Source organism: Nocardiopsis sp. iso_237 (assembly GCF_056173345.1).
Genome location: NZ_CM149669.1, coordinates 2,508,556 through 2,534,829, shown reverse-complemented (window position 1 = coordinate 2,534,829; position 26,274 = coordinate 2,508,556). Strand labels below are relative to the sequence as shown.

At 66.0% G+C, this 26,274-nt stretch carries 34 protein-coding genes and 1 tRNA gene; 18 read left to right on the top strand and 17 right to left on the bottom strand.

The window, feature by feature from the left end:
- Positions 1-96: 96 nt before the first annotated feature.
- Entirely contained in the window at positions 97-456 is a 360-nt protein-coding gene (locus AC0VYM_RS11645) for an Lsr2 dimerization domain-containing protein (RefSeq protein WP_475462066.1), read from the top strand.
- Positions 457-522: 66 nt separating this feature from the next.
- Here AC0VYM_RS11645 and AC0VYM_RS11640 read toward each other — a convergent pair whose 3' ends face one another.
- Together AC0VYM_RS11640 and AC0VYM_RS11635 are read right to left on the bottom strand one after the other, a co-directional pair.
- Positions 523-1,017 carry a hypothetical protein gene (locus AC0VYM_RS11640; RefSeq protein WP_475462064.1) on the bottom strand — a complete coding sequence of 165 codons (495 nt, stop codon included), beginning with the start codon at positions 1,015-1,017 and terminating at the stop codon, positions 523-525.
- A gap of 9 nt (positions 1,018-1,026) precedes the next feature.
- Positions 1,027-1,356, bottom strand: a complete 330-nt coding sequence (locus AC0VYM_RS11635) for a hypothetical protein (RefSeq protein WP_475462063.1) — start codon at positions 1,354-1,356, stop codon at positions 1,027-1,029.
- A gap of 1,191 nt (positions 1,357-2,547) precedes the next feature.
- On the opposite strand from AC0VYM_RS11635, the gene AC0VYM_RS11630 reads away from it, so the two are divergent.
- From AC0VYM_RS11630 to AC0VYM_RS11610, 5 genes are all read left to right on the top strand, one after another.
- On the top strand, positions 2,548-3,033 hold the full coding sequence (locus AC0VYM_RS11630) for a GntR family transcriptional regulator (RefSeq protein ID WP_475462062.1): 486 nt from the start codon (positions 2,548-2,550) through the stop codon (positions 3,031-3,033).
- Between the two features lie 758 nt (positions 3,034-3,791).
- A complete protein-coding gene (locus AC0VYM_RS11625) occupies positions 3,792-4,250 on the top strand; it encodes a hypothetical protein (protein WP_475462060.1) in 459 nt (152 codons plus the stop codon).
- A 59-nt stretch (positions 4,251-4,309) separates the two neighbouring features.
- Entirely contained in the window at positions 4,310-5,614 is a 1,305-nt protein-coding gene (locus AC0VYM_RS11620) for a hypothetical protein (protein ID WP_475462058.1), read from the top strand.
- 208 nt (positions 5,615-5,822) lie between these two features.
- Entirely contained in the window at positions 5,823-5,981 is a 159-nt protein-coding gene (locus AC0VYM_RS11615; protein ID WP_475462056.1) for a hypothetical protein, read from the top strand.
- Between the two features lie 38 nt (positions 5,982-6,019).
- On the top strand, positions 6,020-6,214 hold the full coding sequence (locus AC0VYM_RS11610) for a hypothetical protein (protein WP_475462054.1): 195 nt from the start codon (positions 6,020-6,022) through the stop codon (positions 6,212-6,214).
- 139 nt (positions 6,215-6,353) lie between these two features.
- Here the strand turns inward: AC0VYM_RS11610 and AC0VYM_RS11605 are convergent, their stop codons facing one another.
- The 5 genes from AC0VYM_RS11605 to AC0VYM_RS11585 all read right to left on the bottom strand — a co-directional run bounded on the left by AC0VYM_RS11605 (position 6,354) and on the right by AC0VYM_RS11585 (position 8,493).
- Positions 6,354-6,833 (bottom strand): NADAR family protein, encoded by a 480-nt coding sequence (locus tag AC0VYM_RS11605; protein ID WP_475462052.1) that lies wholly within the window; start codon positions 6,831-6,833, stop codon positions 6,354-6,356.
- A 27-nt stretch (positions 6,834-6,860) separates the two neighbouring features.
- Positions 6,861-7,008, bottom strand: a tRNA-OTHER gene (locus AC0VYM_RS11600).
- A 343-nt stretch (positions 7,009-7,351) separates the two neighbouring features.
- Complete coding sequence (locus tag AC0VYM_RS11595) at positions 7,352-7,627, bottom strand: hypothetical protein (RefSeq protein WP_475462051.1); 276 nt, start codon at positions 7,625-7,627, stop codon at positions 7,352-7,354.
- Positions 7,628-7,897: 270 nt separating this feature from the next.
- Positions 7,898-8,026, bottom strand: a complete 129-nt coding sequence (locus AC0VYM_RS11590) for a hypothetical protein (protein ID WP_475462049.1) — start codon at positions 8,024-8,026, stop codon at positions 7,898-7,900.
- A gap of 2 nt (positions 8,027-8,028) precedes the next feature.
- A complete protein-coding gene (locus tag AC0VYM_RS11585; RefSeq protein WP_475462048.1) occupies positions 8,029-8,493 on the bottom strand; it encodes a hypothetical protein in 465 nt (154 codons plus the stop codon).
- A gap of 162 nt (positions 8,494-8,655) precedes the next feature.
- On the opposite strand from AC0VYM_RS11585, the gene AC0VYM_RS11580 reads away from it, so the two are divergent.
- Positions 8,656-8,826, top strand: a complete 171-nt coding sequence (locus AC0VYM_RS11580) for a hypothetical protein (RefSeq protein ID WP_475462046.1) — start codon at positions 8,656-8,658, stop codon at positions 8,824-8,826.
- 4 nt (positions 8,827-8,830) lie between these two features.
- On the opposite strand, the gene AC0VYM_RS11575 is transcribed toward AC0VYM_RS11580, so the two are convergent.
- Positions 8,831-9,502, bottom strand: coding sequence for a hypothetical protein (locus tag AC0VYM_RS11575; protein WP_475462045.1), 672 nt, complete (start codon positions 9,500-9,502; stop codon positions 8,831-8,833).
- A gap of 1,389 nt (positions 9,503-10,891) precedes the next feature.
- Between AC0VYM_RS11575 and AC0VYM_RS11570 the strand changes: the two genes are divergently transcribed.
- Together AC0VYM_RS11570 and AC0VYM_RS11565 are read left to right on the top strand one after the other, a co-directional pair.
- Positions 10,892-11,761, top strand: coding sequence for a radical SAM/SPASM domain-containing protein (locus tag AC0VYM_RS11570; protein WP_475462043.1), 870 nt, complete (start codon positions 10,892-10,894; stop codon positions 11,759-11,761).
- Positions 11,762-11,767: 6 nt separating this feature from the next.
- Entirely contained in the window at positions 11,768-12,556 is a 789-nt protein-coding gene (locus AC0VYM_RS11565; RefSeq protein ID WP_475462042.1) for a protein kinase, read from the top strand.
- A gap of 83 nt (positions 12,557-12,639) precedes the next feature.
- On the opposite strand, the gene AC0VYM_RS11560 is transcribed toward AC0VYM_RS11565, so the two are convergent.
- Entirely contained in the window at positions 12,640-12,930 is a 291-nt protein-coding gene (locus tag AC0VYM_RS11560) for a hypothetical protein (protein WP_475462040.1), read from the bottom strand.
- Between the two features lie 447 nt (positions 12,931-13,377).
- Here AC0VYM_RS11560 and AC0VYM_RS11555 point away from each other — a divergent pair, with 447 nt between their 5' ends.
- Positions 13,378-13,944: an AAA family ATPase gene (locus AC0VYM_RS11555; protein WP_475462038.1), complete on the top strand. Its 567-nt coding sequence runs from the start codon at positions 13,378-13,380 to the stop codon at positions 13,942-13,944.
- A gap of 241 nt (positions 13,945-14,185) precedes the next feature.
- Entirely contained in the window at positions 14,186-14,341 is a 156-nt protein-coding gene (locus tag AC0VYM_RS11550; RefSeq protein WP_475462037.1) for a hypothetical protein, read from the top strand.
- A 113-nt stretch (positions 14,342-14,454) separates the two neighbouring features.
- Here the strand turns inward: AC0VYM_RS11550 and AC0VYM_RS11545 are convergent, their stop codons facing one another.
- Positions 14,455-15,819: a hypothetical protein gene (locus AC0VYM_RS11545; RefSeq protein WP_475462036.1), complete on the bottom strand. Its 1,365-nt coding sequence runs from the start codon at positions 15,817-15,819 to the stop codon at positions 14,455-14,457.
- Positions 15,820-15,845: 26 nt separating this feature from the next.
- Here AC0VYM_RS11545 and AC0VYM_RS11540 point away from each other — a divergent pair, with 26 nt between their 5' ends.
- Positions 15,846-16,286 (top strand): NUDIX domain-containing protein, encoded by a 441-nt coding sequence (locus AC0VYM_RS11540; RefSeq protein ID WP_475462034.1) that lies wholly within the window; start codon positions 15,846-15,848, stop codon positions 16,284-16,286.
- 4 nt (positions 16,287-16,290) lie between these two features.
- On the opposite strand, the gene AC0VYM_RS11535 is transcribed toward AC0VYM_RS11540, so the two are convergent.
- Both AC0VYM_RS11535 and AC0VYM_RS11530 read right to left on the bottom strand, forming a co-directional pair.
- Entirely contained in the window at positions 16,291-16,824 is a 534-nt protein-coding gene (locus tag AC0VYM_RS11535) for a class IV adenylate cyclase (protein ID WP_475462033.1), read from the bottom strand.
- A 347-nt stretch (positions 16,825-17,171) separates the two neighbouring features.
- Positions 17,172-17,672, bottom strand: coding sequence for an NUDIX hydrolase (locus AC0VYM_RS11530; protein ID WP_475462032.1), 501 nt, complete (start codon positions 17,670-17,672; stop codon positions 17,172-17,174).
- Between the two features lie 408 nt (positions 17,673-18,080).
- Here AC0VYM_RS11530 and AC0VYM_RS11525 point away from each other — a divergent pair, with 408 nt between their 5' ends.
- Positions 18,081-18,551, top strand: coding sequence for a hypothetical protein (locus tag AC0VYM_RS11525; RefSeq protein WP_475462031.1), 471 nt, complete (start codon positions 18,081-18,083; stop codon positions 18,549-18,551).
- Positions 18,552-18,623: 72 nt separating this feature from the next.
- Here the strand turns inward: AC0VYM_RS11525 and AC0VYM_RS11520 are convergent, their stop codons facing one another.
- The 3 genes from AC0VYM_RS11520 to AC0VYM_RS11510 all read right to left on the bottom strand — a co-directional run bounded on the left by AC0VYM_RS11520 (position 18,624) and on the right by AC0VYM_RS11510 (position 22,324).
- Complete coding sequence (locus AC0VYM_RS11520) at positions 18,624-19,877, bottom strand: outer membrane protein assembly factor BamB family protein (RefSeq protein ID WP_475462030.1); 1,254 nt, start codon at positions 19,875-19,877, stop codon at positions 18,624-18,626.
- A 380-nt stretch (positions 19,878-20,257) separates the two neighbouring features.
- Positions 20,258-21,670: an outer membrane protein assembly factor BamB family protein gene (locus AC0VYM_RS11515; protein WP_475462028.1), complete on the bottom strand. Its 1,413-nt coding sequence runs from the start codon at positions 21,668-21,670 to the stop codon at positions 20,258-20,260.
- Positions 21,671-21,856: 186 nt separating this feature from the next.
- Positions 21,857-22,324, bottom strand: coding sequence for a DUF397 domain-containing protein (locus AC0VYM_RS11510; protein ID WP_475462026.1), 468 nt, complete (start codon positions 22,322-22,324; stop codon positions 21,857-21,859).
- 136 nt (positions 22,325-22,460) lie between these two features.
- On the opposite strand from AC0VYM_RS11510, the gene AC0VYM_RS11505 reads away from it, so the two are divergent.
- Both AC0VYM_RS11505 and AC0VYM_RS11500 read left to right on the top strand, forming a co-directional pair.
- The gene (locus AC0VYM_RS11505) at positions 22,461-22,625 is read left to right on the top strand and encodes a hypothetical protein (protein ID WP_475462024.1); all 165 of its coding nucleotides are present in this window, start codon (positions 22,461-22,463) and stop codon (positions 22,623-22,625) included.
- Complete coding sequence (locus tag AC0VYM_RS11500) at positions 22,622-23,821, top strand: methyltransferase domain-containing protein (RefSeq protein WP_475462022.1); 1,200 nt, start codon at positions 22,622-22,624, stop codon at positions 23,819-23,821. Before AC0VYM_RS11505 ends, AC0VYM_RS11500 begins: the two co-directional genes overlap by 4 nt.
- A 119-nt stretch (positions 23,822-23,940) precedes the next feature.
- Here the strand turns inward: AC0VYM_RS11500 and AC0VYM_RS11495 are convergent, their stop codons facing one another.
- Both AC0VYM_RS11495 and AC0VYM_RS11490 read right to left on the bottom strand, forming a co-directional pair.
- The gene (locus AC0VYM_RS11495; protein ID WP_475462020.1) at positions 23,941-24,108 is read right to left on the bottom strand and encodes a DUF397 domain-containing protein; all 168 of its coding nucleotides are present in this window, start codon (positions 24,106-24,108) and stop codon (positions 23,941-23,943) included.
- Positions 24,101-24,925, bottom strand: coding sequence for a helix-turn-helix domain-containing protein (locus AC0VYM_RS11490; RefSeq protein ID WP_475462019.1), 825 nt, complete (start codon positions 24,923-24,925; stop codon positions 24,101-24,103). The genes AC0VYM_RS11495 and AC0VYM_RS11490 overlap by 8 nt, the downstream gene beginning before the upstream one ends.
- A gap of 273 nt (positions 24,926-25,198) precedes the next feature.
- Here AC0VYM_RS11490 and AC0VYM_RS11485 point away from each other — a divergent pair, with 273 nt between their 5' ends.
- From AC0VYM_RS11485 to AC0VYM_RS11475, 3 genes are read left to right on the top strand one after another with little or no spacing between them, the layout of a single operon-like run.
- Complete coding sequence (locus tag AC0VYM_RS11485) at positions 25,199-25,627, top strand: ATP-binding protein (RefSeq protein WP_475462018.1); 429 nt, start codon at positions 25,199-25,201, stop codon at positions 25,625-25,627.
- Entirely contained in the window at positions 25,624-26,037 is a 414-nt protein-coding gene (locus AC0VYM_RS11480; RefSeq protein WP_475462017.1) for a hypothetical protein, read from the top strand. Before AC0VYM_RS11485 ends, AC0VYM_RS11480 begins: the two co-directional genes overlap by 4 nt.
- A complete protein-coding gene (locus AC0VYM_RS11475; RefSeq protein ID WP_475462016.1) occupies positions 26,034-26,252 on the top strand; it encodes a hypothetical protein in 219 nt (72 codons plus the stop codon). Before AC0VYM_RS11480 ends, AC0VYM_RS11475 begins: the two co-directional genes overlap by 4 nt.
- Positions 26,253-26,274: the final 22 nt, after the last annotated feature.

Below are 26,274 nucleotides of genomic sequence, written 5' to 3'. Positions count from 1 at the left end.
ATGCTAGATGCGCGCATAGCATCATGAACGAGCCCTAGTCAACGATTCGGCCAGCCTGTCTTTGCCGTCATCGATCCATGGGTTACTCTCACCAGTATGGCCATTCGAGAAGTGATCGAATCAGACCTCAGCGGCAAGCCCGATGCGGCGACCTTCACCTTCGGGGTCGGCGATCAGTGGTATGAGATCGACCTGACGCCCGAGGAGCGCAAGAAGCTCGAGGCTTCGCTGAAGGAGTACATGAAGGTGGGGCGCAAGGCATCCAAGGCGCCAGGGAAGAAGAAGGTCGTGCCCGACATGACCCCAGAAGAGCGGGAGAAGATCCGGAAGTGGGGCCAAGACCACGGGTTCGAGGTGGCCGAGTACGGGAGACTCCGGAAGGAGCTCCTCGAGGCGTACGGGGCTGCCCACGGCGGCCCACCCAAGGACGATCCCAACGATTCGCAGGCAGTCTGACCGACCAGTGGATCGACAAAGCCCCGGACCGACTGCGGTCCGGGGCTTCTGCGTCCATGTCGCTGTTCAGGTGCCAATGACGTCGACGACGCCGATCCCGGCTGCCATCGCAGCGCGGCGGCAATGGATGGTGCCGTGTGAGAAGTGGCCCCGTCGAACGGGCAGGAGCTGCTCGTCGTTCGCCTGCGGGCAACCGGCCTTGCCGCAGAGGTCGAGGAAGGCCGCGGCCCGTACTTCGGTCCCCGCCTCGCAGAGTCTGAGCATGGTGTCAACCATCTCGACGTTGCGCCTCAGCCCGGCCTTCTTGCCGTGGACCTTCCAGTCTGCTGGCATTCTGATGACGTCGAGGCCAACCGAACCCCACAGACGCTCGGCCATGGCGTCGGCGCTGCGTCCGTGCTTGTCGGGTGGGCAATGGCCTGAGACCAGCACGGGCCGGACAATGGGGCCTTGAGCGGTCCAGTTGTTCCAGACCTCGTTGAAGACCCGGCGCATGGCGACCTCGTCGTCCCAGGTGCGGGGGCCGGTGACAAGGAGCGCGTGGGAGTAGTCGACAGTCAAGATCGCACCTCAGTCCGTCAGGGTGTTGTCGACGGTCCGCGCACCGTTGTCGTCAACGACGATCGTCTTCTTCGCGTGACGAAGGCTGACGACGATGTCTTCGTCCAGGACGTGGTTGTCGATGACCACGACGTGCCGACCGTCCTCGCCACGCTCGACGTGAACGGTGCACACGATGGTTGATTCGTCGTTGTCAAAATCGACCCTACCGAAGCCGTCTTCTTCTATGGCGCGGACTTCGGGTGACGACCTCGCGAGAGCGAGGTGCGTCGGGGTCGGCCAGACGTGGGGCTCGTAGCGGGCACCAGTGTCGTAGGGCGTGAGAGGGGGCATCGCCATTTGAATCGTCCTTTCGGTGCTGATTATCAGAATGATTCGGTTCTGCCGGAGACGACGGTCTCGTACAGGTCCTCCCTTGGGGCTCACGGCAGGCGCCGTGTCGGGTCGGAGGAATCCGTCGGCTCCTGCTTCATCCCGTGCCAGCTGTGCTGGCCATGAGCCGCCATCAGGCATGCTTCGAGGCGATCGCCATTCCTCTCGTGTGCGCCCGTAGGGCGTCTTTCTGTGGATACCGGGCGAGCGCCGAGGCGGCTCATTCTTCTGCAGAGCGCAGCGGATGGGCATAGGCCGAGGGAGCGCCAGCGACCGAGGATCCGGAGGATAAAGCTGTCGGCTATGCCGACCAACCCGACCGAGCGCAGCGAGGGTCCCCGCAGGGGTGGGTTGCCAGCTTTACTTATGCCCTTTTTCTCTGTTCCCATGTTCCGCGTCCGAGGCCTTGGCCGAGGACCGGAACAGCACGTGTATCAGGGGAAACATTGTGTACGTCCATCAACCGTACGGTTCGTTTTCGGCCGCGAAGCGGTGTACGGACGGTTGGGTTTTCCGTGGTCATGGCAACAGATCGGCGTACAGTAGTTTCAGCGACCGTGGCATCGCCGTACGGTCTGGTCTTTTCGCTCTAGCGAGGCACGAGCGGGTGACCGTACGGTTGATCCCCACTACGGCGCACCTTTGTATCGACGGTTGAGCAGCTGTCGCCGCAGGCGTTGACCCTCAGCCCCTCTTCGTCGTCGCGATAACCGCATCACTCTCGTGGCAGTCATCGTTCCGAACCATCGCATCCGCTGTCACCGGCTGTTGCTCCAGCTGTAGTTCTGACAACGCGGCTTGTCATTCCGCTGTCACGGCGCCCGCTCCTCTTCCTCTTCCTCGCCAGCACCGTGGCGCACCTTGCCCGAGGTCGGCTGCGCCCGTCGTCGCCGAAGCCGGATGTCCGCCCCGTCGTGAGCTTGCGCGTACCCGCGACCGGGGTAGTCGACCTGGGCCTATGAGGAAGGGAACGACCCGTTGGCAGCGAACCGTTACTGGGGTAGATGTAGCATTCGCAGGCTGCGGTATTTCTTGGCGAGCACATGCTCACGCGGCCTCGACCGGCTCCCGGTAAGGTGCTGCCGTGGGTGCATCACGACGGGCTTGTTACCGCCTCGCGCGCCGCCATCTTGTGGGGTTTGGATTGGAGGAGCACATTTGAGTCCGCGTACCCCGTGGGGGACGTACCACCAGATCGCGGATGCCCTGCGCTCCCGCATCATCAGCGGGAATCTGGCCCCGGGTGATGGGCTCCCCTCCGAGGCCGCTATGGGTAAGGAGTTCGGCGTCGCTCGCACCACCGTGCGCCGGGCCCTGGCCGAACTGGAGTCGGAGCGGCTAATCAAGGCCATCCCGGGGACCGGCCGCGTCGTGTGCACCACCGAGGAACACGAGAGCACCCCCGGTGACGGGCTGCCTCCCTCCCTGTACCGGCGCATCGCCGCCGAACTCCGGGAGAGGATCGCCAGCGGTGACCTCGCCCCCGGGGAGGCCCTGCCCAGCGAGGCCGCCCTCGTCCGCCAGTACGACGTCTCACGGGGGACCGCCCGTCAAGCCCTCTCCGAACTGGAAGGCACCGGGCTCGTGGTCACCGTCCGGGGCAAAGGACGGTTCGTTAAGCGGGCGGTCGCAACCGAAGACTAAGGTTGCCTCTCACCAGGTTAAACGTTGCCTCCTTTCTCCCCGGCTTCACTACTCGTGTCGTCACCTCGCCATCGGTCCCATGGCAGGCCGTCCCGGCAAGCACTGCCCCAGGGAAGCGGATCTCCTCCACCGCACTTCCTCCGGCTCGTTGTCGAATCCGGTTCTCGGGGCCGCAACGCGGCACCACGTCTCCATTCCGGCATCGCTTTGACCCGAACGTGGTTGATCTCCGGTCGGATGGCGGTCATGCATGACCCATGTCGACTAGCTCGGTCATTGCCGGTTCGAATCGGGTCTTCCGCGTCCATGAACCGGCAATGATGTGGCCATTGATGGGCAGGACTCCTCGTTGACCACAATCAGCCCATGATCCGCCCGGATGGTGTATCACGCTGGGCGTGATGTGACCGAGGTTGGCACGTGGTCTTTTCGCGTCCTGCCCGAAATACGGCCATTGCTGGCAGGTTCCAGGCCATGACCGGGTGTGGCCTGGACGCCTCTCCGAGATCGTGGTCAAAGCCGGGCACACAGCGTCCGAGATGAGGTCTGTTCTGGGTGCGCACGATCGACCGTCGTGGGGCGGCCGTGTGCGGGACGCTCAGCGTAGACCCCATACGTTCTGGATCCGACCATGGATGGTTTGCCATTGGCCACAAATGACCATTAGGATGCGATTGGGCAGTCGATAGAACTGATCATTAACTCGTCGTCGATTGCAGAGGAAGGAGAGCGGATGACCACGATGCGAGGGGTTCGAGATGGTTGCTAAGACGAAGCCGGAGTCCAGGCGCGTCCGGTTGACGATCCCTGCCGCCGATCAGTCGTCGCAGGCGTGGATCGACCTCCAAGACGACCCGTCGGCCTCGATGCGGATGCTCATCCGCGAATCAATCCAGCGCGACGGCTACGTCGACGTGGTCAATCGGCCCGTCGAGCAGCAGCCCTGGCGGGGACGGGCACCGCGGAGCGAGGAGGAGGCTTCCGCGCAGCTGCCCCAGGTTGCCGCTGCCGAGGAGATTGATGGCCCCGATCCCATCGAGGCCGAATCGGCAGACAAACTCCGCCATGAGGCGGAGGTCACCGGGGGGCGAGCCCAGCGGACGCAGCCGACCGAGGAGCCGGGGCAGGAGCAGGTCGAGCCAGCCGCCGACGATGAGACGAAGACCAAGAAGTCGCAGGCCCCCTCTGGCCTCGACGCCTTCCTCACCGGTTTGTGAGGGCTAGCCGCGATGAACGCGCATTTTACGACGAAAACTACTGAGAGGTTCCTCGCAGCATGAGCACGCAGGACACGAGCATGATGCTCACCGGCGGCATCGACGTCGGCAACGGCTACGTCAAGGGGGTCGTGCGCGGCACCGTGGACGGTGAGACGGTCTACGATTCCGTCGATCTGCCCTCTGCGGTCTCGAGCACGTCCCGATCGATGCTGAAGGTTCCCGAGGCCGATGCCAACTCGATTCCCGTGGCCGTCGACGACGACTTCTTCAACAAGTTCTCCGGGTCGTTCACCACTCCCCTGGTCGGCCACTCCGATCTGCGCACGATGGGCCGAGCTGCGCTGACGATGCGCGGGTCGAAATTCACCCAGTTCGAGGTCGTTGGTACCCGGTCAAAGGCTGACCAGGAGCTCTCGGCCGTCCTGGTCCTCGGTGTCTTCGCTGCCAAGGCCCTGCGCGACTACGTGCGTGCTCACGGCGCTCTGCCCGAGGCCGAGCTGCGGGTCACCGTCCGCGCGGGTCTGGCGCTACCGATCGCCGAGTACGTCCAGCGTCGGTCTGCCTACGCCGCGCAGTTCATTGGCGCAGTGGGAGGCACGGACCCGGCGGTGCACATGGTCACGATCAAGAACTTCTCGACTCCGGTGGCGGTTCGCCTGCAGTTCGAGGATGTGCAGGTTCTGCCTGAGGGCGCGAGCGCGCAGTTCGCCATCGCCGACAAGGGCCTGGGCCTGGCCCAGGCCCTGCTCGACGACTTGCGAACCTCGGACCCGGCGGCGGCGGAGGTGTTGGTCGACGTCACCGCCGAGGCACTGGTGGGCGTGCGCAACACCATCGGGGTCGACGTTGGCGAGGGCACGGTGAACTTCCCCGTCTTCACCGACGGCGACTTCAACCCGGAGGCAGCGGCGACTCTCGAGCAGGGCTACGGGACGACGCTGACCAACGCGCTGGAGCAGATGGTCACCAGCGGGCACAAGAACCTCGCGTTCGCCAACCGCAAGCAGCTCGCCGACTTCCTCCAGACCGAGCCGAGCCCCTTCACGCGCAGCCGCTACGACATCGTGTCCGGCTTCGTCGAGGAGGAGGCCAGCTACCTCTGCGACGAGATCGGGGCACGGTTCGAGGATGTCTTGGCTGAGGTCGGCGGCACCACTGAGGTGATCTACGTGTACGGCGGCGGCTCGGGTCCGATCAGAGAGCTGCTGCGCCCTGTCCTGCAGAAGGCGGCGGGCTCCACGCCGGTGCTCTACCTCGATTCCGGCTACTCGCGCCATCTCAACCGTGAAGGGCTCTTCCTCGCCGCGACCACCGCGGAGGAGCGTGCAAATAGGGGCAAGCACAGCACCGCCGCGGCCTGAGGCCGACGACGGCGCCGGGTCCTCCTCCAGGGCCTTCCTGAGAATGGAGGCCGAGTGTTCTTGCACGGTTCGGCCCGAGGTCCAAATTCCGCTCACAAACCAGGTCGTGACCCGCGGCGGGCCCATCTACACGGCCGGGCGGCTGGCTGAGATGACCGGGCACTCTGTCGAGCGTCGCCGAGCTGCCCGCCGGGTGTGGAATGTGGCGATGGCGATCACCGGCCAGGCAGATATCGGTCATCGACGGCTCGTGTTCGTCGGCGATCGCGTCCTCGACGACGGCCGGCCTCGGCTCGACAGCGGTCCTGCTGAGCATGAGCGCGATGCTCATGATCGGCGACCTCAAGCCTCTGGCGAGCGACTGTGAACCCAGCGATGACGGATCGGGCAGAAAGGAACGGAGCAATGGACGACGAGGACAAGAACGGTGAGAAGCGACCCGGTCTGATCGAGAGGGTCAAGCGGATCTACGTCGAGCGGCCGATCGTCTTCGCGCTGGTGGTCATGGGCGTCTCCGCCGTGGCCTTGGTCATCGGCGGCTTCCTGGTCGGTGACATCGGGGCGTCGACGACGCTGACCCCCGGGCCTATGCCGCCGTGACGGGGCCGGGGCGCGGGTTCACGCGGGCCTCCATCCCCACCCTCTCGGAGAATAAAGAAGCCTCCCCGCCAGCAATCACTGTTGCTGGCGGGGAGGCTTCTCTGTCGTAGAGCAGGGACGCGGCGATGAGCTCGCCGTGCTAGCTCACTCGTTGGTGGGCGCGAATGGCCATGATCAATTCTCCGAGCATGTTCTGGCCGGGGGCTTGTTCGTGCCGGTCACAGAAGCAATCGCCCCAGAACTGGTCGTGCCAGCAGTTGGTCTCGACCAGCCGGAGTGATCCGGTGGCCTGGAGCCTGGCGCTGAGCTCGGGCACGGAGAACTTCGCCATGAGCACTCGCTGCATTGCCCAGACGCGTACTCCGGTATCCCAGTTCGGCCGCAGAGTTACGTGCCGTCCGCGCCTCTCGCTCTCCCCTGGAGTCGGGGCAGCCAATACATGGCGGCGCTCGGCGTCAGAGAGGGTCTTCAGTGCGTTGAAGGCGTGCTCCCCGGACGGCACGTCCGTGCTGAGCTGGGAGACAAAGAAGGACGTCGTGTCGAAGTTCGACAGGAATCCGAACTGTCCGTCGAAGTTCGACAGGAATCCGAACTGGCCGGTGGACATGGGGGTGGGCATGGTGGTCCTCCTGCTGGTTGTGTGTCGTGGCGCTCGCGGGGATCGAACCCGCGACCTCTCGTGCGTCGCCCTGCGCCGGGCCTGTCGCCTGGGTCTGCCCTCCCGGTGGTCGCGATGCGGAGTCGAACCGCGGGCAGTCAGAACGCCGAGTGCTCTGCCGCTGAGCTAGAGCGCCGAAGTGATGGTCATGCTTCGGAATGGTGGTGGTCCCAGGCGGGTTCGAGCCGCGCGTCCTCGTGCGGTAGTTCGGCACGAGGTCCTGTATCGCTCGTCCAGAAAGCGGTGAAGATCTTCTTCGGGGAAACCCCGGCGAGGCTGTGCCGAGCCCTGCGAAACGCCGGCGGGCTCCTTCCTCCGGACCGCACAGGTGGCAGTGAACAGGCCCCAGGTCCAGGTGCAGTCACACCAGGCGTGGGAGGGCCTCGCTTGTTGCGGAACTTGGCCGCGATGGCCGCATCGGCGCCCCCGTCCGTGCGGTACTGCTCTGGCCCACATGTGGCCCGAGATGGTGTTTTCCTTCAGATGAAGATCCGGGTACCGCGCACGATCTCGATGGCCGGGATGCGTAGGCGGTGGCCGCCGACGGGGTAGGCGGGGTGGTCGGAGGCGACGACGATGCAGTCCCACGAGCCGGAGCGGCGCTTGGGCGGCCGTAGCTCGCGCCGGCGGCCAACGGCTGGCCGGTTCTCGTCGTGGAACTGGAAGGGCACTACGACGACGCGGTGTTCACTCTCTCCGGTAGCCCTCCAGGGCAGCTCGATGAGCAGGTCCTGGGGCCACTCGAGGATGGTCACGGGCAGCTTGACAGCGCGTGGCTCTTTGATCCGGCTGCGGCGGAGTCCAGCCGCTCAGGCTCTAGTTCTGCGGTTTCGGTGACAGGGCGAGTGAATGCCATGGTGACCAGTGCTCCTCATCGGCCTCGACCTCGTCGCCGGACTTGGCGATGCGCATGGTCATGACGGGCTCCAGGCGGTGATGATGTCCTTACGAAGAAGCTCCCGAGCTCGGCTGCGCCGAGCCTGACGGCACGAGCAGTGCGGTGACAAGCCCCTCACGCCGAGTTGCTACGAGGTGGACAGGGATCTGGCCAGCTTCACCCAGTCCTGCACCAGGGTGTGGGCCGCGCCGGAATCCACGGTGCAGGAGACCGTCTCGTAGGCGGCTGCGAATGCCGCGTCAACCCTCTCGTCCACCCTTAGTAGGCGGCCAGGGCGCCGGTGGCGTTGGCCAGGACCGCGTCTCGGATCGGTCCGCGCTCACCCCGCATGACCTGGTAGAGCACGCTGGCGTTGAGTGTGGCGTCGCCTCCGCGCAGGGCGTCGGGGGCACAGCGGGGCAGTCCATGCGTGGCGGTGTCGAGCTGGGCGCGTTCCACCTGTCCCCCGGCGACCGCCCACACCTGGGTGGTGGTGGCGGTGGTGATCTCGTCGAGTCCGTCGTCGCCGCGCACCACCAGGGCGGTGGCGCCCCTTTCGGCCAGCACGCGGGCCAGCACAGGGGCGAGGTGGGTGTTGGAACAGCCCCCCAGGGAGGCCGCGGGAGAGGCGTGGTGGGCGATGGCGTGGCCCGCGCCCCAGGTTCGGGCGGCGTGCTGCCACATGGCGACCACCGCCCAACAGGCGTGCCGCGAGCTGTTCGACGCTGCGGGCAGCATCGCCATCCACCGGTCCACGGGCTTGGAGCAATGCTGGCGCGACAGCCTGGTCGCCTCCCGGGGCCGCCAGCTCGCCGGCGCAGCGCCTCTGGGCGACTCTGTGGCCACGGACCTGCGATGGACACCCTTCTCCACCAGTTCCTGTCCCACCCAGGGACAACGACAGCCGTGACCGACCTTGAGGGAGGGTCGTGGTCCTTCGACGCGGTCCTGGGCGCCGCCGTGGATGTGTCCGAGCAGATCAGCGAGCGCGGTGTGGGGCCCGGGCACCTCGTCCTCGTGCATACCGAGGGCGGTCTTGCTGGGGTGGCGAGGACGGTGAGCATGAATGGGGAGTAGGGCCCTAGCCCTTGACCCAGTTGCCGTTGCTGTCCAGTTGCCAGCTACGCGCCTCAATGCCGTGGACGTACAGTTCGCCGCTGCTCATCACGGAGACCTCGGCCCCAATGAAGAAGGTGGTCCCGCCCTTGTCGTTGGTCCGCACGAATCTCACTTCGGCGGTGTCACCGTCATCGGTCGGCGAAAGGCCACACTTCAGCTGGACCACCGCCGAGGAGTAGTCCTCTTCCATGTCAGTATCATTCGGGGCTTCATTGGTAAAGGCGTTGAACGCAGCTTCCTGCGGTGGCCTGGTTTCGTAGTGATTCTCAGCGAACTCGGTGAGACGCGCGAAGTCAGCATCGGTGTAGTCGAAGTCGTACTTCACAGCGCACTGCGAGGGGTCTTCGGCTTCGGTCGCAGTCAGGGTCACGGAATCGACCACACGATTTTGCGAATACTCCTGATCCATCTCGAGTAGCTCATCAGGAACTCTGAACTCGATGGTCTCAGCCGGGCCCATGGACAACTCGGTGAAATCGAACACGTTCGAAGACTCAGCGTCTCCAGCCGACTCCACCGGTTCATTGGCGGAACCAGCCCCCTCGGACGGCTCAGAGGAAGAGCAGGCGGTCAGCGCGAACACGGTGGCCAGACCTGCGACGGCCAATCGTACAGGGGGATTAATACTGGTCACGGGGTAAGTCTCCTCAACTTTGGCTGAAAACACAGGGATCACAACGCTCTCTGTTTTACCGCACCACGATGCGTCACAGAATCCCATAGAGGAGGCCGACTCTCCCTGTCTGGGTGTCTGGGACGGCTAAGGGTCTTGGCTCCACTCTCTCGCCGCGGGAAGGCGCCGACGCTGTCAAGACCAGTCCTCTCAGTCAAGCGCAGCACGAGTACTTGGTCAGGCTCGCCCAGCGGGTGACATGGCGGCCTTCGACAGCCACCTGGCAGTCGCGATCTGGGGCACGGGCACCGCCCCGTGGGCGCGCAGAAAGCTCTGAATGAGGATGGTTCCGACCGCGAGCAACCTCAGCACGCGGTTTCAGGCCCACCAGGGAGTATCCCTAGCACGCGTACTTGCGCAGTACCCCGAAGAACCGCATTGACCTGCAATAACGCAACCCGTAGGGGTGTCTGGCGCCCTTGGGTTGTGTGCCGGACGTCACATGCCAAGATCGATCCAGGATGTGAACGGCCAGACCGGTTCGCACCGCACCTTCGGTGAGCTCCAGGCCAACATGGAGCAGGCGGACCGCGACGGACGGATCACCGACAACGTGGTGGATCGCCTCGTTCGCGAGCTGGGGATCGGGAAGACTCGGGTCCGAAGGCTCCGCGACTGGACCAGGGGCACTCGCTTGTTCGAGACGATGCACGAAGACCAAGGAGGTTCGTCGGCGGCTGGTGGAACTCTGGGGTCCACCTCGCAAAGGGACGAATCGTCATTATCTGCGAGAATGTATGGAACTATTCATCTCTCCAGAAAAGAGGGGTGCGATCAATACATTCACGGTGCAGGCAACGCCAGAGGCTTCACTGATGTCCCCCAGGTGCGTGCCAAACATGGATGCAGCGTCTATGCTTGCCATGCGACGAAGCCACTATTTGCCGTGGGTTTTGTTCGTAACGGCCGCCGTCGGGGTACCAGCTCGGCGGCGGCCAGCTCATCGATTAACACCTTTGCACCAGGGAAGCACCTCAGCGCCTGGACGTTGGAGCGGACGGTCGCGTTGATGTCGGGCCTTGATGGGCCTGGTCCGCGATGCACGCTCGGGCTGGTGGTGAACGGTCTGTTCCGGCTGGTGTGTGGGCTTTCCTCGGCGGCGTTCCGGGGCATCGGGGCTGATGATGCGGACCTGGCAGCGTGGACGAGAGACGGCACCCGGTTCACGGCCCCGCGGAAGGCCCCCGGGGTCTCCCCCTACGTGTTCCACGACGAGGGTGAGGAGTAGTGCGGGTACCCGCCGGGGGATTTCTCCAAGCGTGGTGGCTGAACCTGGCCAACTTTGACGACCGTCGGTGCAAGCAGGGTTACGGTGCGGACTGCGGCCCCCGGATCTACCCAGGAGATGCGTTGACCATCACCGAACCCTCCCCCGCTCCCGCGACCGGCAAGCTCTGGTTGGACGTCACCCGCAAGTGCCAACTGGAGTGCCTGCACTGCTACAACACTTCCGGCCCCGACGGCGACCATGGCTCCATGACCCTGGAGGACTGGGTGCGGACCCTCGACCAAGCAGCGGAGTCCGGTGTCGGCCATGTGCAGCTGATCGGCGGTGAACCCCTGCTCTACCCGCACACCGCCCAGATCGCGGAACACGCTCTGGCCCGTGGGATGGCGGTCGAGGTGTACTCCAACCTCGTGCACGTCACCGCCGCGTGGTGGGAACTGCTCCAGCGGCCGGGGATGGGCCTGTCCACCTCGTACTACAACGCGGACCCGGCCCGGCACAACGCCATGACCGGTCGGGGAGCCTCGCACGCGCGCACCCGGGCGAACATCGTCCGCGCCCTGGAGCTGGGCGTGCCCCTGCGGGCAGCGATCATCACCACCGACTTCTCCGGGGTGGAGGAGACGCAGGCCGAACTCGAAGCGCTCGGCGTCGAGCGGATCACTGTCGACCGTGTCCGCCCCTACGGGCGCGGGGCTGAAGGTGGTGGCGAGCCCAGCTGTGAGGGGTTGTGCGGGGCCTGCGGGGACGGGCGCGCGTCCATCGGCCCGGACGGCAGCGTGTCCCCGTGTGGGTTCTCCACGTGGATGAGCACGGGCAACGTCCGCGACGAAGGGCTGGCGGACATCCTGAACGGCCTGCCGATGGCTCAGGCGCGTGCGAGGATCAGGGCGGAACAGGGCGATCCTCCGCCCAACCGTCTGCCTTGCTCGCCCGACGAAGACACCTGCACCCCAGGCGGGCCGCCGTCATGGTGCTCGCCACGAACGTGAGACGACATGGAACAGCACATCCTCGACCTCATCGCCCCGCACACCGGGACCGTGAGAGCGGTCGAACCGGTCACCGGTGGCCACCGGTCAGCGGCCACCGCCATCGTGAAAGCCGACCGGGGCGCCTTCTTCGTCAAGGCCAACCCCAACCGTGCCGGGGGTCATCTCGACGCGGCCCGCCGCGAGGCGGCGGTGGCACCACACCTGGAGGGTGTGGCTCCGAACTTCCGGTTCCACACCGAGGACGAGCGGTGGTTCGTCCTCGGCGTGGACGTGCTGGACGCGCGGCCGACGGACTTCGCCCCGGACTCGGGGGACCTGCCCGTCCTCGTGCAGGCACTCGATCGCATCACCGCGATCGGTCTGCCCGCGGTCGTGACGGAGTGGGTGGACACACGGTGGGACCGCTTCGCGGATGAGGAGGAGGTCCCGTTCCTGCGCGGTGACGCGCTCACCCACGCGGACCTGCACGGTCGCAACATCCTCGTGGACCCTGCGGGGCGGGGGTGGGTGGTGGACTGGGACTGGCCCACGCGAGCGGCGGTGGAGGTCATGTTGACGAGCGTGGCGGTGCAGCTGGTCTCTTCCGGGCACTCCCCCAAGTCGGCCCGTTCGTGGGTGGAGCAGACCCGGGCGTGGTCGGGTTCCTCGCCGGAGGGGGTGCGGGTGTGCGCGGCGGTGAACGCTCGGATGCAGTCCTCGTTCGCTGAGCGGTGGCCGCAGGAGCAGTGGCTGAAGGCGATGGCCGACGCAGCCCGGGAGTGGGCGGATCACGCCAGCGACATCAGCGGGTGAACCGCTCGTGGTCCTCCACCGATGGGTGGAGGACCTTTCCACGCTCCCCTGGCAGTAGCCGCACACGTGTGTGCGCGAGGGCGTCAGGCGGGTGTGTCCGGCGCAGTGCTGGTGCGTTGAGTCAAGAGCTCGTCGTAGACGGCGACCGAGGGCAGTGGACGTGTGTCGCGAGGTAGGGGTCGGCGGGCCTTGCGGAGTTCCAGGCCCAGCCGCGCCTGCCTCTCGTGCACGCCGGGGCGGGCGACCACGATGTCGAACAGCTGGGCGCGGGTCCTGAGTGACGGGGGGATCCTAGCCATGAGCAGGACGTCGTCCCCGACGCCTTCGAGGAGCTTCCTGAGCTGCCCCACGGTGATCGGTGTCCGTTCGGGCACGGCGACGGAATGGTCAAGCTGACCGTAGTACTCCTCCGCGTGCTTGCGATCGCAGTAAGTGCAGAACCGCCCGGGGGACGAGGTGGGTGTACTGCCACAGCCGAGACACACTCCGCCACCGCAACCGTGGCAGACGACGATATCGGAGTCCGAGTCCGAGTCAGGGTCCGCGTTGGCGATGGCCACGCACCCTTGTCGGCACCGGGTGACCCCGTGGCGTTCGTCGTAGGCGGCCACCCTGTCGGGGTGGTCGAAGGCGGTCGGGGGTGGTGGGTCGCTCCAGTGGAGACTCACAGCGGGAGCCCTCTCATCAACGATGAATTTCACCCATGGTAGCGAGTCGAACACAATTGCGAGGGGGTTTGGGGAACTCACTCCCAGCCCTACGACGCCAGCGCCTGCCTGCTCCACCCACGAGCGGACGTGGTCTCGGTTAGGGTCGCGCTCATGACCTCGTTGGAACGCAACGATCAGATCCAACCCGGTCCGCCGCCAGCCGTGCCGCGGTTGGTGGTGTTGAGGGGCAACTCCGGATCGGGCAAGTCCACCGTGGCCCAGGGCTTACGGAAGGTGTACGGGCGGGGGCTCGCGATCATCCCCCAGGACGTGGTGCGCCGCGACATCCTCAAGGAGCGGGATCGGCCAGGAGCTGTCAACGTCGAGCTCATCGATCTCATCGCCCGTCACGCTCTGAGCAACGGATTCCATGTGGTGCTGGAGGGCATCTTCTACGGTGACCACTACGGGAACATGCTCACTCGCCTGATCCGCGACCACTCTGATGTCGCCCACTGCTACTACTTCGACCTCCCCTTCCAGACCACCCTGGAGCGGCATGCCACCAAGCCCATCGCGAAGTGGGTCGGGGAAGCCGAGCTGCGTCGGTGGTGGCGGCCCTGCGACCTGCTGCCCGGAGGGCTGGAGGAGATCATCGACGAACGCAGCAGCCTCGACCAGAGCGTGGCGCGGATTCTGAACGACTCCGGCCTGGCAGGCACGGGACATCGACGCTGACGGTTCCGTCTCATCCGCGATCCGGCTCGTCGGCGTGCCGTGGTGTCGGGTAGAAGCCAGGATTCCTGAAGTGCGGTGGCCGGGTTCGGCCATGACCACCCGAGCTTCCTCCTCGGATGCCACAGTGTGCACGTGCACTTGCACGTGCACACCAGTCGGTTCGCTGGTCAAGGGGATGGTGTGGCCCTCAGTCTCGAGGCGCTCGACGCGCCTCGTTCCCCCGCCAGAAAGGAAGCCGACGATGAAGTTCCCGAGGAAGCGCACGACATCCCAGGAGGACACGAGGTGGTGGGTGTGGCGGCTGGTCGCTGACGCCGGTCGCACCCTGCTGGCTGTGGTCCGCACGATCCTGTGGCTGTGGCGTGAGAGCGGGGAAGGTGGTCCCGGCGGACAGTAGAGCCGCCCGCCGGGACTCGGAGGGTCCGCGTGCTGTCTGCCGAACAAGGCGCGGACCCTCAGTTCAACCCGCGAACGGGTCACGCGAACCCTACTCGCCCCAGGAATTGATTCTCACGGCGCCAGCGCCTGGGCGATGCGTTCCTGGAGGTCGTGGGTGATCTCGCTCGACGTCCGTCCCGCCTCGCGGTGCAGATCCGTGAACCTGCGTCGCACGCGCACCGAGCTCAGGTCCGCGCCGACCTCCAGCGCCCGAAGCCCCGCCTCGCGGGCGCCGTCCAGGTCGTCGACGACCAGGAGCGAGCGGGCAGCCCCGATGGAATCGAACGCACGTGAGCGGGCGCGTTCAGCCGAGCGGCTGCGTTCGGCCGAGTTGAGCATCGTGACGGCGTCGCGGGCATGGTGGGGGTGGCCGCTGGTGCGGGACAGGAACAGGAGCACCTCCCCGCAGGTGGAGTTGATCTCCGCCTCGCTGAGGTAGGCGGCGAACGGCGGCAACCGCCGGTCGTGCTCCTGGGCGAACAGGTCCAGAGCCTGGGTGACGTGGCGGAGGGCTTCGGTCTCCTGGCCCTGGAGGGCGGCGAACCGGCCGCCGAGAGCGTGCAGCCCGGCGCGCAGGACGGGGTGGGCCGAGCGTGCCCCGTACAAGGCGAGGCCGATGCAGTCCGCCGCGGTGTCGGCGCGGCCGAGGTAGCCCCACACCCGGGCCAGGCACTGGAGCAGGTGCGCGGTCAGCTCGCGGTCGTCGGCCTCGCGGGCCGCGTGGACGGCCAGGGTCAGGTAGCGCACGGAGGCCTGCCACTGGGCGGCGTCGTGGGACATCCATCCGACGACCCCGGCGAGGTCGGCGACCTGGCAGTAGAGGGCGCGCCCGGTCTGTTCGGTGTAGTGGCCGGTGCGGACGGTGGTGGCCACCGATGCGAGTTGGGCGGTGGCGGCCATGAGGCTCGCCCCGCCGCCGTGAAGGTTGTCCAACTCGCGGAACACGTCGGTCTGCCGCGCCATGCGAACGGCGTCGGAGGTGCCGAGCCTGCGCCCGGTGCCGGTGGGGAGCGGGTGGGGTTGGCCGTAGGCCCACCGCTCCAGCCGGGCCAGGGCGACCTCGGGCCGGTGGGGTGCGGTCTCGGGTTCGGGGGGAAGGTCGGGTCCGGCCGCCAGCTGCGCGGCGGTGGCCTCTCCGAGGTCGGTGAGGATGTCGCTGGGGCCTCGGTAGGCGGCCCCCTCGGCTGGTCCGTAGCCGAGGTCGGCGGGGGTGAGCGGTTGCCCGCAGTGCGCGGAGAGCACTTCGGCCAGCAGGGCTGGGACGGGGTCGCGGGGGCGTTGGCCGCGTAGCCAGCCCCGCACTCGGGAGTCGTCGGGGGTGATGTGGGTGTGCCCGCGGGCGCGCGCCCGCTCCGTGATGGCCTTACCCAACGCCGCTTTGGACAGGCCGGACTGGGCGATCCAGTGGGCGAGCGCAGTGGCTGGGCGGCTGCTCATCCGTTGCCTCCACGGTGTGTGAGGGGGTGGATTCTGACGGTAGCTCAGCGAGAGGACGGGTCGGCGACGGTGAGGACGACCTGATCGCGCTGCTGGAGCGGCACAACACCGGGTACCGCGACGGGATGCTGCACATGCCCTCCGGTCACCTGGAGGAGGGCGAACCCGCCCACGAGGCCGCGGCCCGAGAAGCTGAGGTGGAGGAGGAGGTCGGGGTGCTCATCGACCCCGACCACCTCACCCTGGGCGCGCTCATCCACCACTACCAGGAACCCGGGCTCGCCCGGATGGGGTTGTTCTTCGTCGCCACACGGTGGGAGGGCGAGCCGCACAACGCCGAACCCGACCAGGCAGGCAAGCTCGTGTGGGAGGACCCGCATCTGCTGCCCTCGAACACCATCCCCTACCCGGCCGCCGGCATCCGGGCCTGGCTGGCCGGTACCGGGTTCGCCCCGCACGGCTGGTGAGACATCAGCCGGTCGGGCGCACCAGGGTGTCGTAGGTGTCGGTGGTGCGCTCCAAATCGACGCCGAGACCATGGGCCCAGGCGTCCAGCTCCTCCTGGGCGGCCCGCCCGTCACGGTCGTCATCGACCAGGATCTCCAACTCCAGGAACACCCCGGCGTTCTCCACCTCGTCGACGCAGATGGAGACCTGCCCGGCGGTTCCGACACGGCGGGTCTTGGCGATGCGCACGCTGGGCTCATAGCCCAAGGAGAGCAGGGCCCCGTGCATCTGGTCGCGCTCGACCACGGTGGTCTCGGACTCGACGCACTCCATGGCGTTGGCCACGGGGGTTTTCGTCGTGAAGACGTGTCGGCCGTCCTGGGTGCGCAGCCGCGCGAAGGTGTAGCCGACCTTGCCCTGTGAGGGGTCCCACCCCTGCGGGGCGTAGGCCTGGTCGTCCTGGTGAACGGGGTCACCAAGGCTCACTCCGGTGTTCTTGAGCGCCACCAGGAGCGTTTCCAGGTCCCGGACCCGGTACTTCGTTTCGATCTCGCGCATCGGTGGGCCCCCGGGTTCATATTGTCGTCTCTGCTCCCCGGGAGGCTACCGGTGTCCCGCGTCTTACGGGGTGCTTTCACGAACCGTCACTGCCAGAAGGGACCTTCCGCGAGCGGACACCGGAACACGACATCGCGAAAGAACGCGGGCCTGAGCAACCTCTTCCTCGAGTTCGGGGCAGCGTGTCGTTGCGGGGTTGCGCCGGGGTGTGCACGGGTCATGCGCACCCTCCCCCGGACCCCGAGTCCTGCCCGATCTAGCTCTACGGCGCCGGCGCCCGCGTTCACACATCGGCGTGCAGCTTCCTGGTCGTCCGGTGGGCGAATCATCCCCTTTGCGTGGGTCCCTCAGTCGGTCACCGCGGGGGCCTGATCATAAACTGGGACCCGCCACCGCTGTTCGGCGACCTTTGCTGCTCTCTTGAACTGTTCCCGTGCTGGCGCGCCCCAGTTGAGCAGGCGCTCGGCCTCTGGCAGGGAACAGCGGTGTCGGACGTGCACACGGCCGTTGTCCGGGTCGGGGGCACGCTCGCCGACCTCGACCAGACGCGCGGCCATCCGAAGTTGGGCGCGCAGTGGCGGCCCGCCATCCTCGCCCACGCTCTGATAGCCCAGGTACACGGGGTCTTCGAAACGGACCTGGACTTCCTCCCACACTTCGCGTTCCAGTGTGGCAACAGAATTCAGGTCGATTTCGGGTTCAGGGGTCCCGCCCGGGGCGTTCCACACGCCCTCGTCCTGGAGGACCACCACTCGGCCCCGGTCGTCGAAGACATACCCGTAGACCTGGGTGATCGGTAGGTCTGCCGGGGGGTGCTCGTCGCCGTGCCAGAGGTAGTCAAAGCCCATGTCTCCAACATAGAGGTCGAAACCTTCTTGGGTTGTGTGATCATGCAGATCCGTCCCAACCAAAGGGCCTAACCTGACCACACGAGGGCTCGGGAAGTCCGAGAACGTCGCCCGTTTCCGGCGCCTGAGTACAGCAGGCATCCTGCCCAGCGAATTGACCTGACGAACAGCAACCGGAACACGCCCCCCCACGGAGACGACGATGGTTCACCCCAGCCAGACACACGGAGAGGTTTTGGGGAGCACCGCGTCCGCCACAGCGACCCCGCTTCGGCCACCATCCCCCAACCGGGTAGATGCTGTGCTTGCTCACCGAAGGGACATGCAGGTTTCTGGAGGCCAGCGAAACGGGCACCTCATGAATCCAATCACCGTCTGATCACCTGAGAATAAGGACCGATTGCAGCGATGCTGAGCCCCGAGGAACACCACGAACGCGTGTATCATAACCTGCTCTGCGGCGTCAGCGGGATGGCCTTGCCCTGGGAGAGAGGAACCGCGGAGGCGGCGCTCGACCTCGACCCGGGCCAGTCGCCGATATTCTGGACTATCACCCGTCCCGACGAGGCCACCACGACCGCCGAGGGCGTGCAGATGACAACCCTGTACAGGCAGCTCCACCCCTTGGGCGAGACCCCCACGAGGCAAGAACTACTGGATTCCATCACCCAGATGAAAAGCTCCGGGTACGAGCGATACCCCGAGGACAACCTATACACCGCCACCCGCACCCCGGACGGTTGGCTCTACCGCACCCCCCAGGGCCAAGAAGCCCTAAAGGACGTCGAGATCTTCGACGCGTATTGGACGCTGGAGTGGCTCGCCGCAGGCCACTGCGGCATCGACCCGCACGGCACCGTCATCGACCTTGACGCTTAGAACACATTCGGTGTCGGGGATCCGTCCCTGACACCGGGCCCGGCCCGGAGTGCGAACCAGCACCGAAGCCCCTCACCGGAGTGCGGAGACGTGCCCGACCGAGTCGATGTCCGCCGCGAGATCCACCGGAACGTACACGAGCAACGCCCCGGGGGCGGGGAGCAGACGACCGGGATCGTCCTGGCTCGCCCGTTCGGTCATGGTCGCATCGATGACGCTCTCGGAGCCCGCATCGTCCCAAGGAGTCACGACCGCGTTGACCGGGTCCTCCGGCGAACCGCGCTCCATGTCGACGGTGACCAGCTGCTCGGGCAGACCGACCGCCGACTCAGGAGTGTCCCCGGGCCAACGGTCGTCGGGAAGTGTGACCGATGCGGTCACCTCTCCGTCGAAGGTCCTGAGTTCGTGGGCCGGGTCCTCGGCCAGAGGGTCGGGTCCGGCGAGATAGTACCCCTCACCGACCGACAGCACCGGTTTCGGTGACTCCGCGAGCACAGTGCCGTCGGCGGGGTCGATAATCAGCCACCCTTCCTCACCGGGCAGGTCGGCCACCACGGCGCCGTGGATCAGCAGCGCCTCCGCCAGTCCCAGGCCCTCGGTGTCCCCGGACTCATGGCGCCACAGCTCTTGCCCGTCCGCCGGGTCCAAAGCGACCAGTGCGTTGACGGTGTCGGCTTCGGGAATCCGGAGGGCTTCCTCCGATGTGTCCTCGGAGCAGTGGAGCAGAAGGACGAGCGCCTCACTGGCGTGTAGCGCGGAGATCAGTCGGCTGGGGCTGTTCCCGGGGCAGGCCACCGGGGTCTCCTGCTGCCAGAGGGTCTCACCGGATTCCAGGTCACTGACTTCGAAGAGGAGTTCCGTCGCCTCACCGCGATAGTCGAGCAGGCGCGTCTCGTCGAGGAGGAGGGTTTGGCCGTCCCAGTCGACGTCCTCGGCCACGGTCGCCCCCGTCTGCGTGTCCAACAGGGTGGCGGGTTCGTCCGAGGCCGTCACCAGCACCTGTTCCCCGGAAGGGGAGAACGAGGCGGAGAAGCCCCCGGCCTCGGGAATCCGATAGCTCCACAGCTCTTCACCGGTGTCGCCCCGCAGACCGATGAGCCCGTCCGTCAGCTCGACCACGGCTCCGACCGGTCCGGCGTGCACCTCCGAGGCGCTTTCACCCTCGCCCGGATGCCACTCCCAACCGACCTCGCTCACGGAGGTGACGTCCTCCGGAGCCGCCACCCCGCCCTCGGAGACTTCGTGGATCGCGTTGGCCTCCGAAGCCGGCTCCTCCCCGGACGCCCCCTCGGAGGACAGGGTGCAGGCCGACAGGAGCAGCGTCATACCGGCGGCTGTTACCGACCCTTTTCTGATAGTCACTTCAAACGATTTCCATCGAGTATCGATCGCTTGGCTCCGGCGTCATGTCAGGTGCGGCCCTCCAGCGCTTGCCTGCCCGCACTGTTGGATTGACTGAAGTCGCCGATGACTGATCCGCCCAGCTCCCTCTCGGCGCCGTACAAGGGCGATCGCCCGATCACCTGGCTGAGCTCCTACCGCAGGATGACCGTGCACTGGGTAGGCGCGGCCTCCAATTCCTGCACTGTGCGAGGCGCCCAGGAACCCTCGATCACTGTCTGAACAGCGCACGCAAGCCACCGGAGTCCCACAGAATGAGGACAAAGAACCGTTTCGGCACAGACGTTCTGGAATCCAGAAGACTCCTAATATAGGACTCTTTCGTATTCCGATTCAGCGAATCCCCAGGACACCGCTGCCCCCTCCCTGTCCGTGAAGGGAATCGCGACCGATCCGGGAACGACAGCACCGCGCCCGAACTCCATACGCGCCTGTTCATCGACGTCCATCGACAATTCCACTTCCTGATCCGAGCCGTGGAAGCGAGCGAACACAACGTCCTCTGAGCCACCCTCCACGTTCTCGGACACACGCACCATCCCTTCAGCCAAGGCTAGTGGAGCATTCCGCTCCGCAGGTTCGTTCACGCTGTACAACACCTCACCGGACCGGTTCTCGACTCGATACTCACCATTCCGCCAGATCCCGAATTGATCTCCGTTCTCATAACTACTCACCACACCTGCATCTTCGATCCAACCGTGTTCCTCTGATATCGGATCGATCCAGTAACCCATACCCCAAGGCGAGAAGTCCACAGAGACAATCCCCCCAGGGTGCACGGTCAGGCTCCGATTCCGCGAGTCAACGGGAAGAGAAACCTCCGGGGTCTCCAACCTCCATATTTCCCGACCATCACTTGCGCCCCAGGCCACCACTTCTGAAGTGAATTCTGCACCAGAGTCGTAAAGAGGATCATTCTCTGGATCATCTTCGTCGAATTCGTAACAGGTCACCGCCCCCAAAAGCACTTCATCCACCAAAACAGGCGAACCCACACTACCGACTCCGGAACAATCCTGAACCTCTGAAGTCGACCACACCTGACGCTCATCACCCAGGCTTCGAGCAACTACTTCTGAATCCTCGCGGAGAAACCAGACTTTGTCGCCCACAGCAACTTGGGCCAGCGATGGCGCAGTCCACTTCTCAGAATTCCCACCACTTTGCGCCTTATCATCAGCCGCATCAAAGGCCTCTGTCCAAGAAGTCTCTCCGGTCACTACATCTAGCACATGCATCCGAAAACCGTCCGTATTTTCAGGGTCAGGTTCCTGGATCACTACATGCCCGCCGTCAGAAGTAACCGACCCAATCACTCTTCCGTGGTCCGGCTGATAATCCCAGCGCGGTTCACCCGTGTGACCCGAAAGAATCGTCACACCAGTACCATCGAATACTGCAACCCCACCGACTACCGGCGCAAGATCAAGCGAATCGACATCGTCCTCCGCCTCCCACTCCCAGGCCAGTTCACTGACAGAAGACGGATGGTCCAAATCAGACACAGGCCGAGAAACGGAATCATCGATCCCCGCAAAAGAACACCCGGACAACAGCACACCCAGGAAGACCAGGGAAGTCCCAAATTTCACAATACCTCCAACATGCGCGGACAGGATCAGGGCCCGGTGGCCGATGCTTTTATCTCCGGGCACCTGGACGGTGCCTTTCACCCCGGCGGCTGGAGCGGTGACCGGCAGGACTGAGTCGTGCATGGGGTCTCGATTCAGTTGAGGTGTCCGGCTCAACCACGCGCTCGGGGGGCCGGAGAGACGGGGCGACGCTAGCAACAGCGGCCGATTCGGAAGGCTGAGACGGTGCTCGTGGGAGTCCGAGACGTTGGTCCGGTTCAGCGGGGAGGGACCCAGGTTGCCTCGACCTGGGCCAACCGGAGGTCTCTCCTAGGGGGTGTCGAACTCACCGTCACGAGCCCTCTGGGCGAAGGCGTTCCACTCGGAGGTGGCGAAGGACAATCCCTCCGAGCCCTTCTCCGATACGCGGCGGTGGTACTCCTCCATCGCCTCCGGCGTGTTCAGCGGGGAGGGAACCCAGGTCGCCTCGACCTCGGTCTCGCCGCGCTGGATCGCGGCCTCCTCCTCGGTGAGGTACTCCTCCGGGATGTCGAACTCACCGTCACGCGCGCCCAGGACGAAGGCCTCCCACTCGGCGGGGGTGAAGAACAGGGTGCCCTTCTCCGGGGACTTGCCGTCGCGCACCGCGCGGAAGCCGTCGTCGAACTCCGCGACCTCCACGACCGCCTCGGACTCCTCCTTGGACAGCGAGGACCGCAACCACACCGCGTGCGTGGTGTCGTGCCACTTCTCGTTGCCCATGGCCTCGGGCGGCAGGTTGTTCTTGGGGTCGGTCATGGTGTGCCTCTGCAAGTCGGGGTGTGCGTCGGGGTGACGGGGGACGAGGTGAAGGGTAACCCGGTCGGGTCATGGGGGTTGGCCGGTTCCAGCCAACTCCGCCGCAACCCGACCACACCGGGTTACTGTGCAGAGGATGACCCCTAGCAGGACGGAGCGCACCGTGGGCGAGCACGACAACCCGGACAAACCCTCCGACGGCGGCTCAGGTGGCAGCGCAGGCGGCGGCCAAGATCCCAACCGGCACGGGGCGGAACCCATCCCGCCCCAGCCCGGAGACGGAGCGGACCCGAACCGGTGACGGACTACCCCGGCGCCCGCCTGGCACGAACCCTCACCTCCACGGGCCAGATCATCGACCCTCTGTGGCACCGGGCCATCCTGCACACCGACCGGGCCGGGTTCATCCCCGACACGGTGTGGGTCACCGCCCGTGACCACCCCGGGTACTTTCGGCCGGTGAGCCGGGACGACCCTGACCACGCCCGGTGGGCTCACGAGGACTACGCGCTCGCCGTTCAGGTTGACGACGGCACCCCGGCCGGTGGCCCCAACGGTGAACCCGGGTGGGGTCGGTTGCGGACGTCGAGTATCAGTCAGCCGTCGCTGGTGGTGGAGATGCTTCAGGCGCTCGATGCCCGGGAGGCGCACCGGGTGTTGGAGATCGGGACGGGTACCGGCTACAACACGGCGTTGCTCTGCCACGCGGTGGGTGAGGAGTCGGTGGTGTCGGTGGAGGTCGACCCCGGCCTGGCGGAGACCGCGGTGAAGAACCTCGCCCAGGCGGGCCACCACCCCACGGTCGTGACAGCTGACGCGGCCGGAACCCCGGAGGCTGGCGCGGAGTTGATCGACAGGGTGTTGTCGACCGTTGCGGCGCGCGGTGAGATCCCGTTCTCGTGGGTGGAGCAGACCAGGCAGGACGGGATCATCGTGACCCCCTTCGAGTTGGGCAACATCCCCGGAGTCCTGGTGAAACTCCGAGTTCACGGGGACGGGGCCGCCACCGGCCATATCATCGGGGACGCCCCGTTCATGACGTCGCGGTCCCAGCGGCCGGACATGCGCCGGGTCCGGGATCTGGTGGACGAGGACGACCCGGCGGCGACGGACGGGCTGATCGAGCTCAACCCGAGGGTGGCCGCGTACCGGCACACCGGCTGGCAGCTCGCTCTGGGACACCTGGTCCCCGATCTGCGGTACGCGGTGTACGAGGCGGCCGAGGACCGGCCGGAGTGGGCTGGGGAGGCGACGGTGTACGTGGCGACCACGGACGGGTCGTGGGCGGTGGCGGAGTACACCCCGGCGGGTGGGGCGTACCAGACTCGGCAGGCTGGGCCTCGGGCGTTGTGGGCGGAGATCACCGCAGCGTGGGACGAGTGGGTGAAGTTCGACTCTCCTGGTCGTGACCGGCTGGGCGTCACCGTGGACGAGCGGGGTACCCATCTGTGGGTGGAAGGGCCCGCCGCGCTTCTCGACCCCGTCAAGAGGGGATAGCCCCGGCGCAACCGCTTTTGGTCCTAGGTTTCGGCCGGACATCGCAGGTACCCTGTGCCGGTAGACACAGAACCGGACCCCGCCATCAACGCTGGCAGGGTCCGGTTCATTTGGTGGAGCTACTTGCTGCGAACCGCGTCGATCAGAGCAGCCCACTCTGAGGCGTCCACCCCCAGGGCGCCGAGATCGCGGTGCTGGGTGTCCCGGATCAGGGTGGTTACCCCTTCGGAAACCTCCACGCAGTTCTGGGCGCCGGTGCTGTAGCTGGACTTGTGCCAGTCACTCATACTTCTGCCTCGTTTCCTTCAAGAAGGCGATGCTCTGCTGGGGAGACCTGGCGGTCGCCTGTAGTGTGCTGAACAGCATCCCGAAGTTGCGCACGTCAATCGCGGTATCGGACTGCGAGCCGCCGTAGATGGACTCGACATGAACCATATCGGGAGCTCCAGCGGACGTGATCAACGTGAACGGTCCATCGAGCCCGGCGTGGGGGTGTTGGTCCCACCCGTGCATCTGGAGCACAATCCGTCGCTCCTCGGCCAGCTCGACGATGGCGTCGATCTGGTCGCGCATGATCTCCGGTGGGCCTATCGGCCGCACAACGGTGATGTCGTCCAAGACGACGTGGTATCGGGGTCCGTCCTCTCGGAGAAGGTCTTTCCTCCACTGGGTTCGGAAGTTCACTCGCTGTTGGATTTCCTTCTTGGAAAGCCAGGGGCCTCCTGCGGAGACAGCCGCTTTCGCATACGACGGCTGCTGGAGGGGTCCAGGGAACAGTGAGGCCTGGTACTCACGGACCATCTCGGAGCCAATCTGGGTACGGTGCAGATTCCCCAGCCAGTCGACGCGCCCAGCCTGGTAAATCTCTTCGTACAGTTTTACGAGCCGCTGCTTTGCGCCGAGGAAGTCGTCTACCTCTGCGACAACCGATGCGTTGAGCTTCCTCCTGCCATTCTCAATGTGGGAGACATGCCCGACCGAACAGTCCAGCTTGCGGGCGAGCGCCGGTTGCTTCATCCCAGTACGCTCGCGGGCAGCAGCCAGGGCTGCGCCGAACCTACCATGTCGGGCGTCGACTTTTTTCTCGACTGACTGTCCTTCCATAAGAGCATGATCGCAGATCCCTTGCTTAAAGTCTACCGAAACTTGTCAAAACTTGCATAGGACTATACGCGATTGCCCACCTGCCTACCTGCCCTTTTCTTGAGGGTCTAGAGATGCGAATGTGTGGCCACACCGAAGCTCGGCGTGAATGGCGAATTCACAATGGGCACCAAACGGGACATAGGGGCACAAAAATGCCCCGACGGCCGAACTCGGAAGGCGCGGCTATCGGGGCGGGTGTCCCACCCATGGAGGAACACGAGGTGAGAACGAATGCAGTGTACCGCCCCCAAACCCCCACGCACTAGGCCAATCGAAGAACGCCACGCCAGCTTCGAGGGAACCCCCCAGGGCGTCACGGAAGCCCGCCAGTGGGCCGTCGCCGCCATCACCCAGCCCGGCTGGGACGTCGAAGACACCACAGACCTCGCCACCGTGGTCAGCGAACTCGCGACCAACGCCGTTGACCACTCCCACAGTGGCGGCGAGGAAGGCAGGTTCACCGTCCGCCTCGCCCTCCACGAAGACCATGTGCGCGTCGTTGTCCGCGACGCCGGCCCCCGCAAGGGCCGTACCCCCACCCGCCGCACACCACAGCCCACGGCGGAGCACGGCCGCGGGCTCGGGATCGTGGACACCCTCTCCCTGGGGTGGGGTGTCGCGACCATCGGTACCGGGGTGTGGGCGGAGGTGGCCCGGTGAGCGTTCTGACCCTGTCGATGGTGCCCCACCACCAGCAGTTCCCGAGGCCGTCGACCCGCGCTGTCCGGGCGCTCACCACTATGGCGAAGGCGTTGGTCCGGTCGGGGTACACCCCGAAGGCGGATCACGCCGAGTGGTCCGTGGACGCTCGCCTCTACCGGGACCGGCACTGGGAGAACGGCACCCCCGTGGGTCACGGGCCGGTCGCCGCCGTGTGCCTGCGCCTGCACCAGCCGGGCCCCGACTCCCTGTGGTGGACCTACGAGTGGCCGCCCCGAACCCCGGACGAGTGGGCGATGCCGTCGTCCGCGACCAGTACCCGCCGTCTCGCTGTGCTCGGGGACGCCCGGTTCCCCGTGCATACCCAGGACCTCGCGGTCATCGACCACCTGTTGGGCAGGGACACGTGATCCGAACGGACCGCCGCCCCCAGATCACTGACCAGCGCTCCCGGTATGTGGACCTGCGGTGGAGGGCGGCGACCACAGGCCCCGGGTTCATTTTGACCCAGGGCCGGGACCACGCCGGGGTCACCTACGCCCTCACCCAGCTCGGGCACACCGACTTCTTCTATTCGCTGGACGAAGTCGAGATGTTCCTGAACCGGCACCCCGCCGCCCCCTGAACCGGTGACCCGCCGACGCACC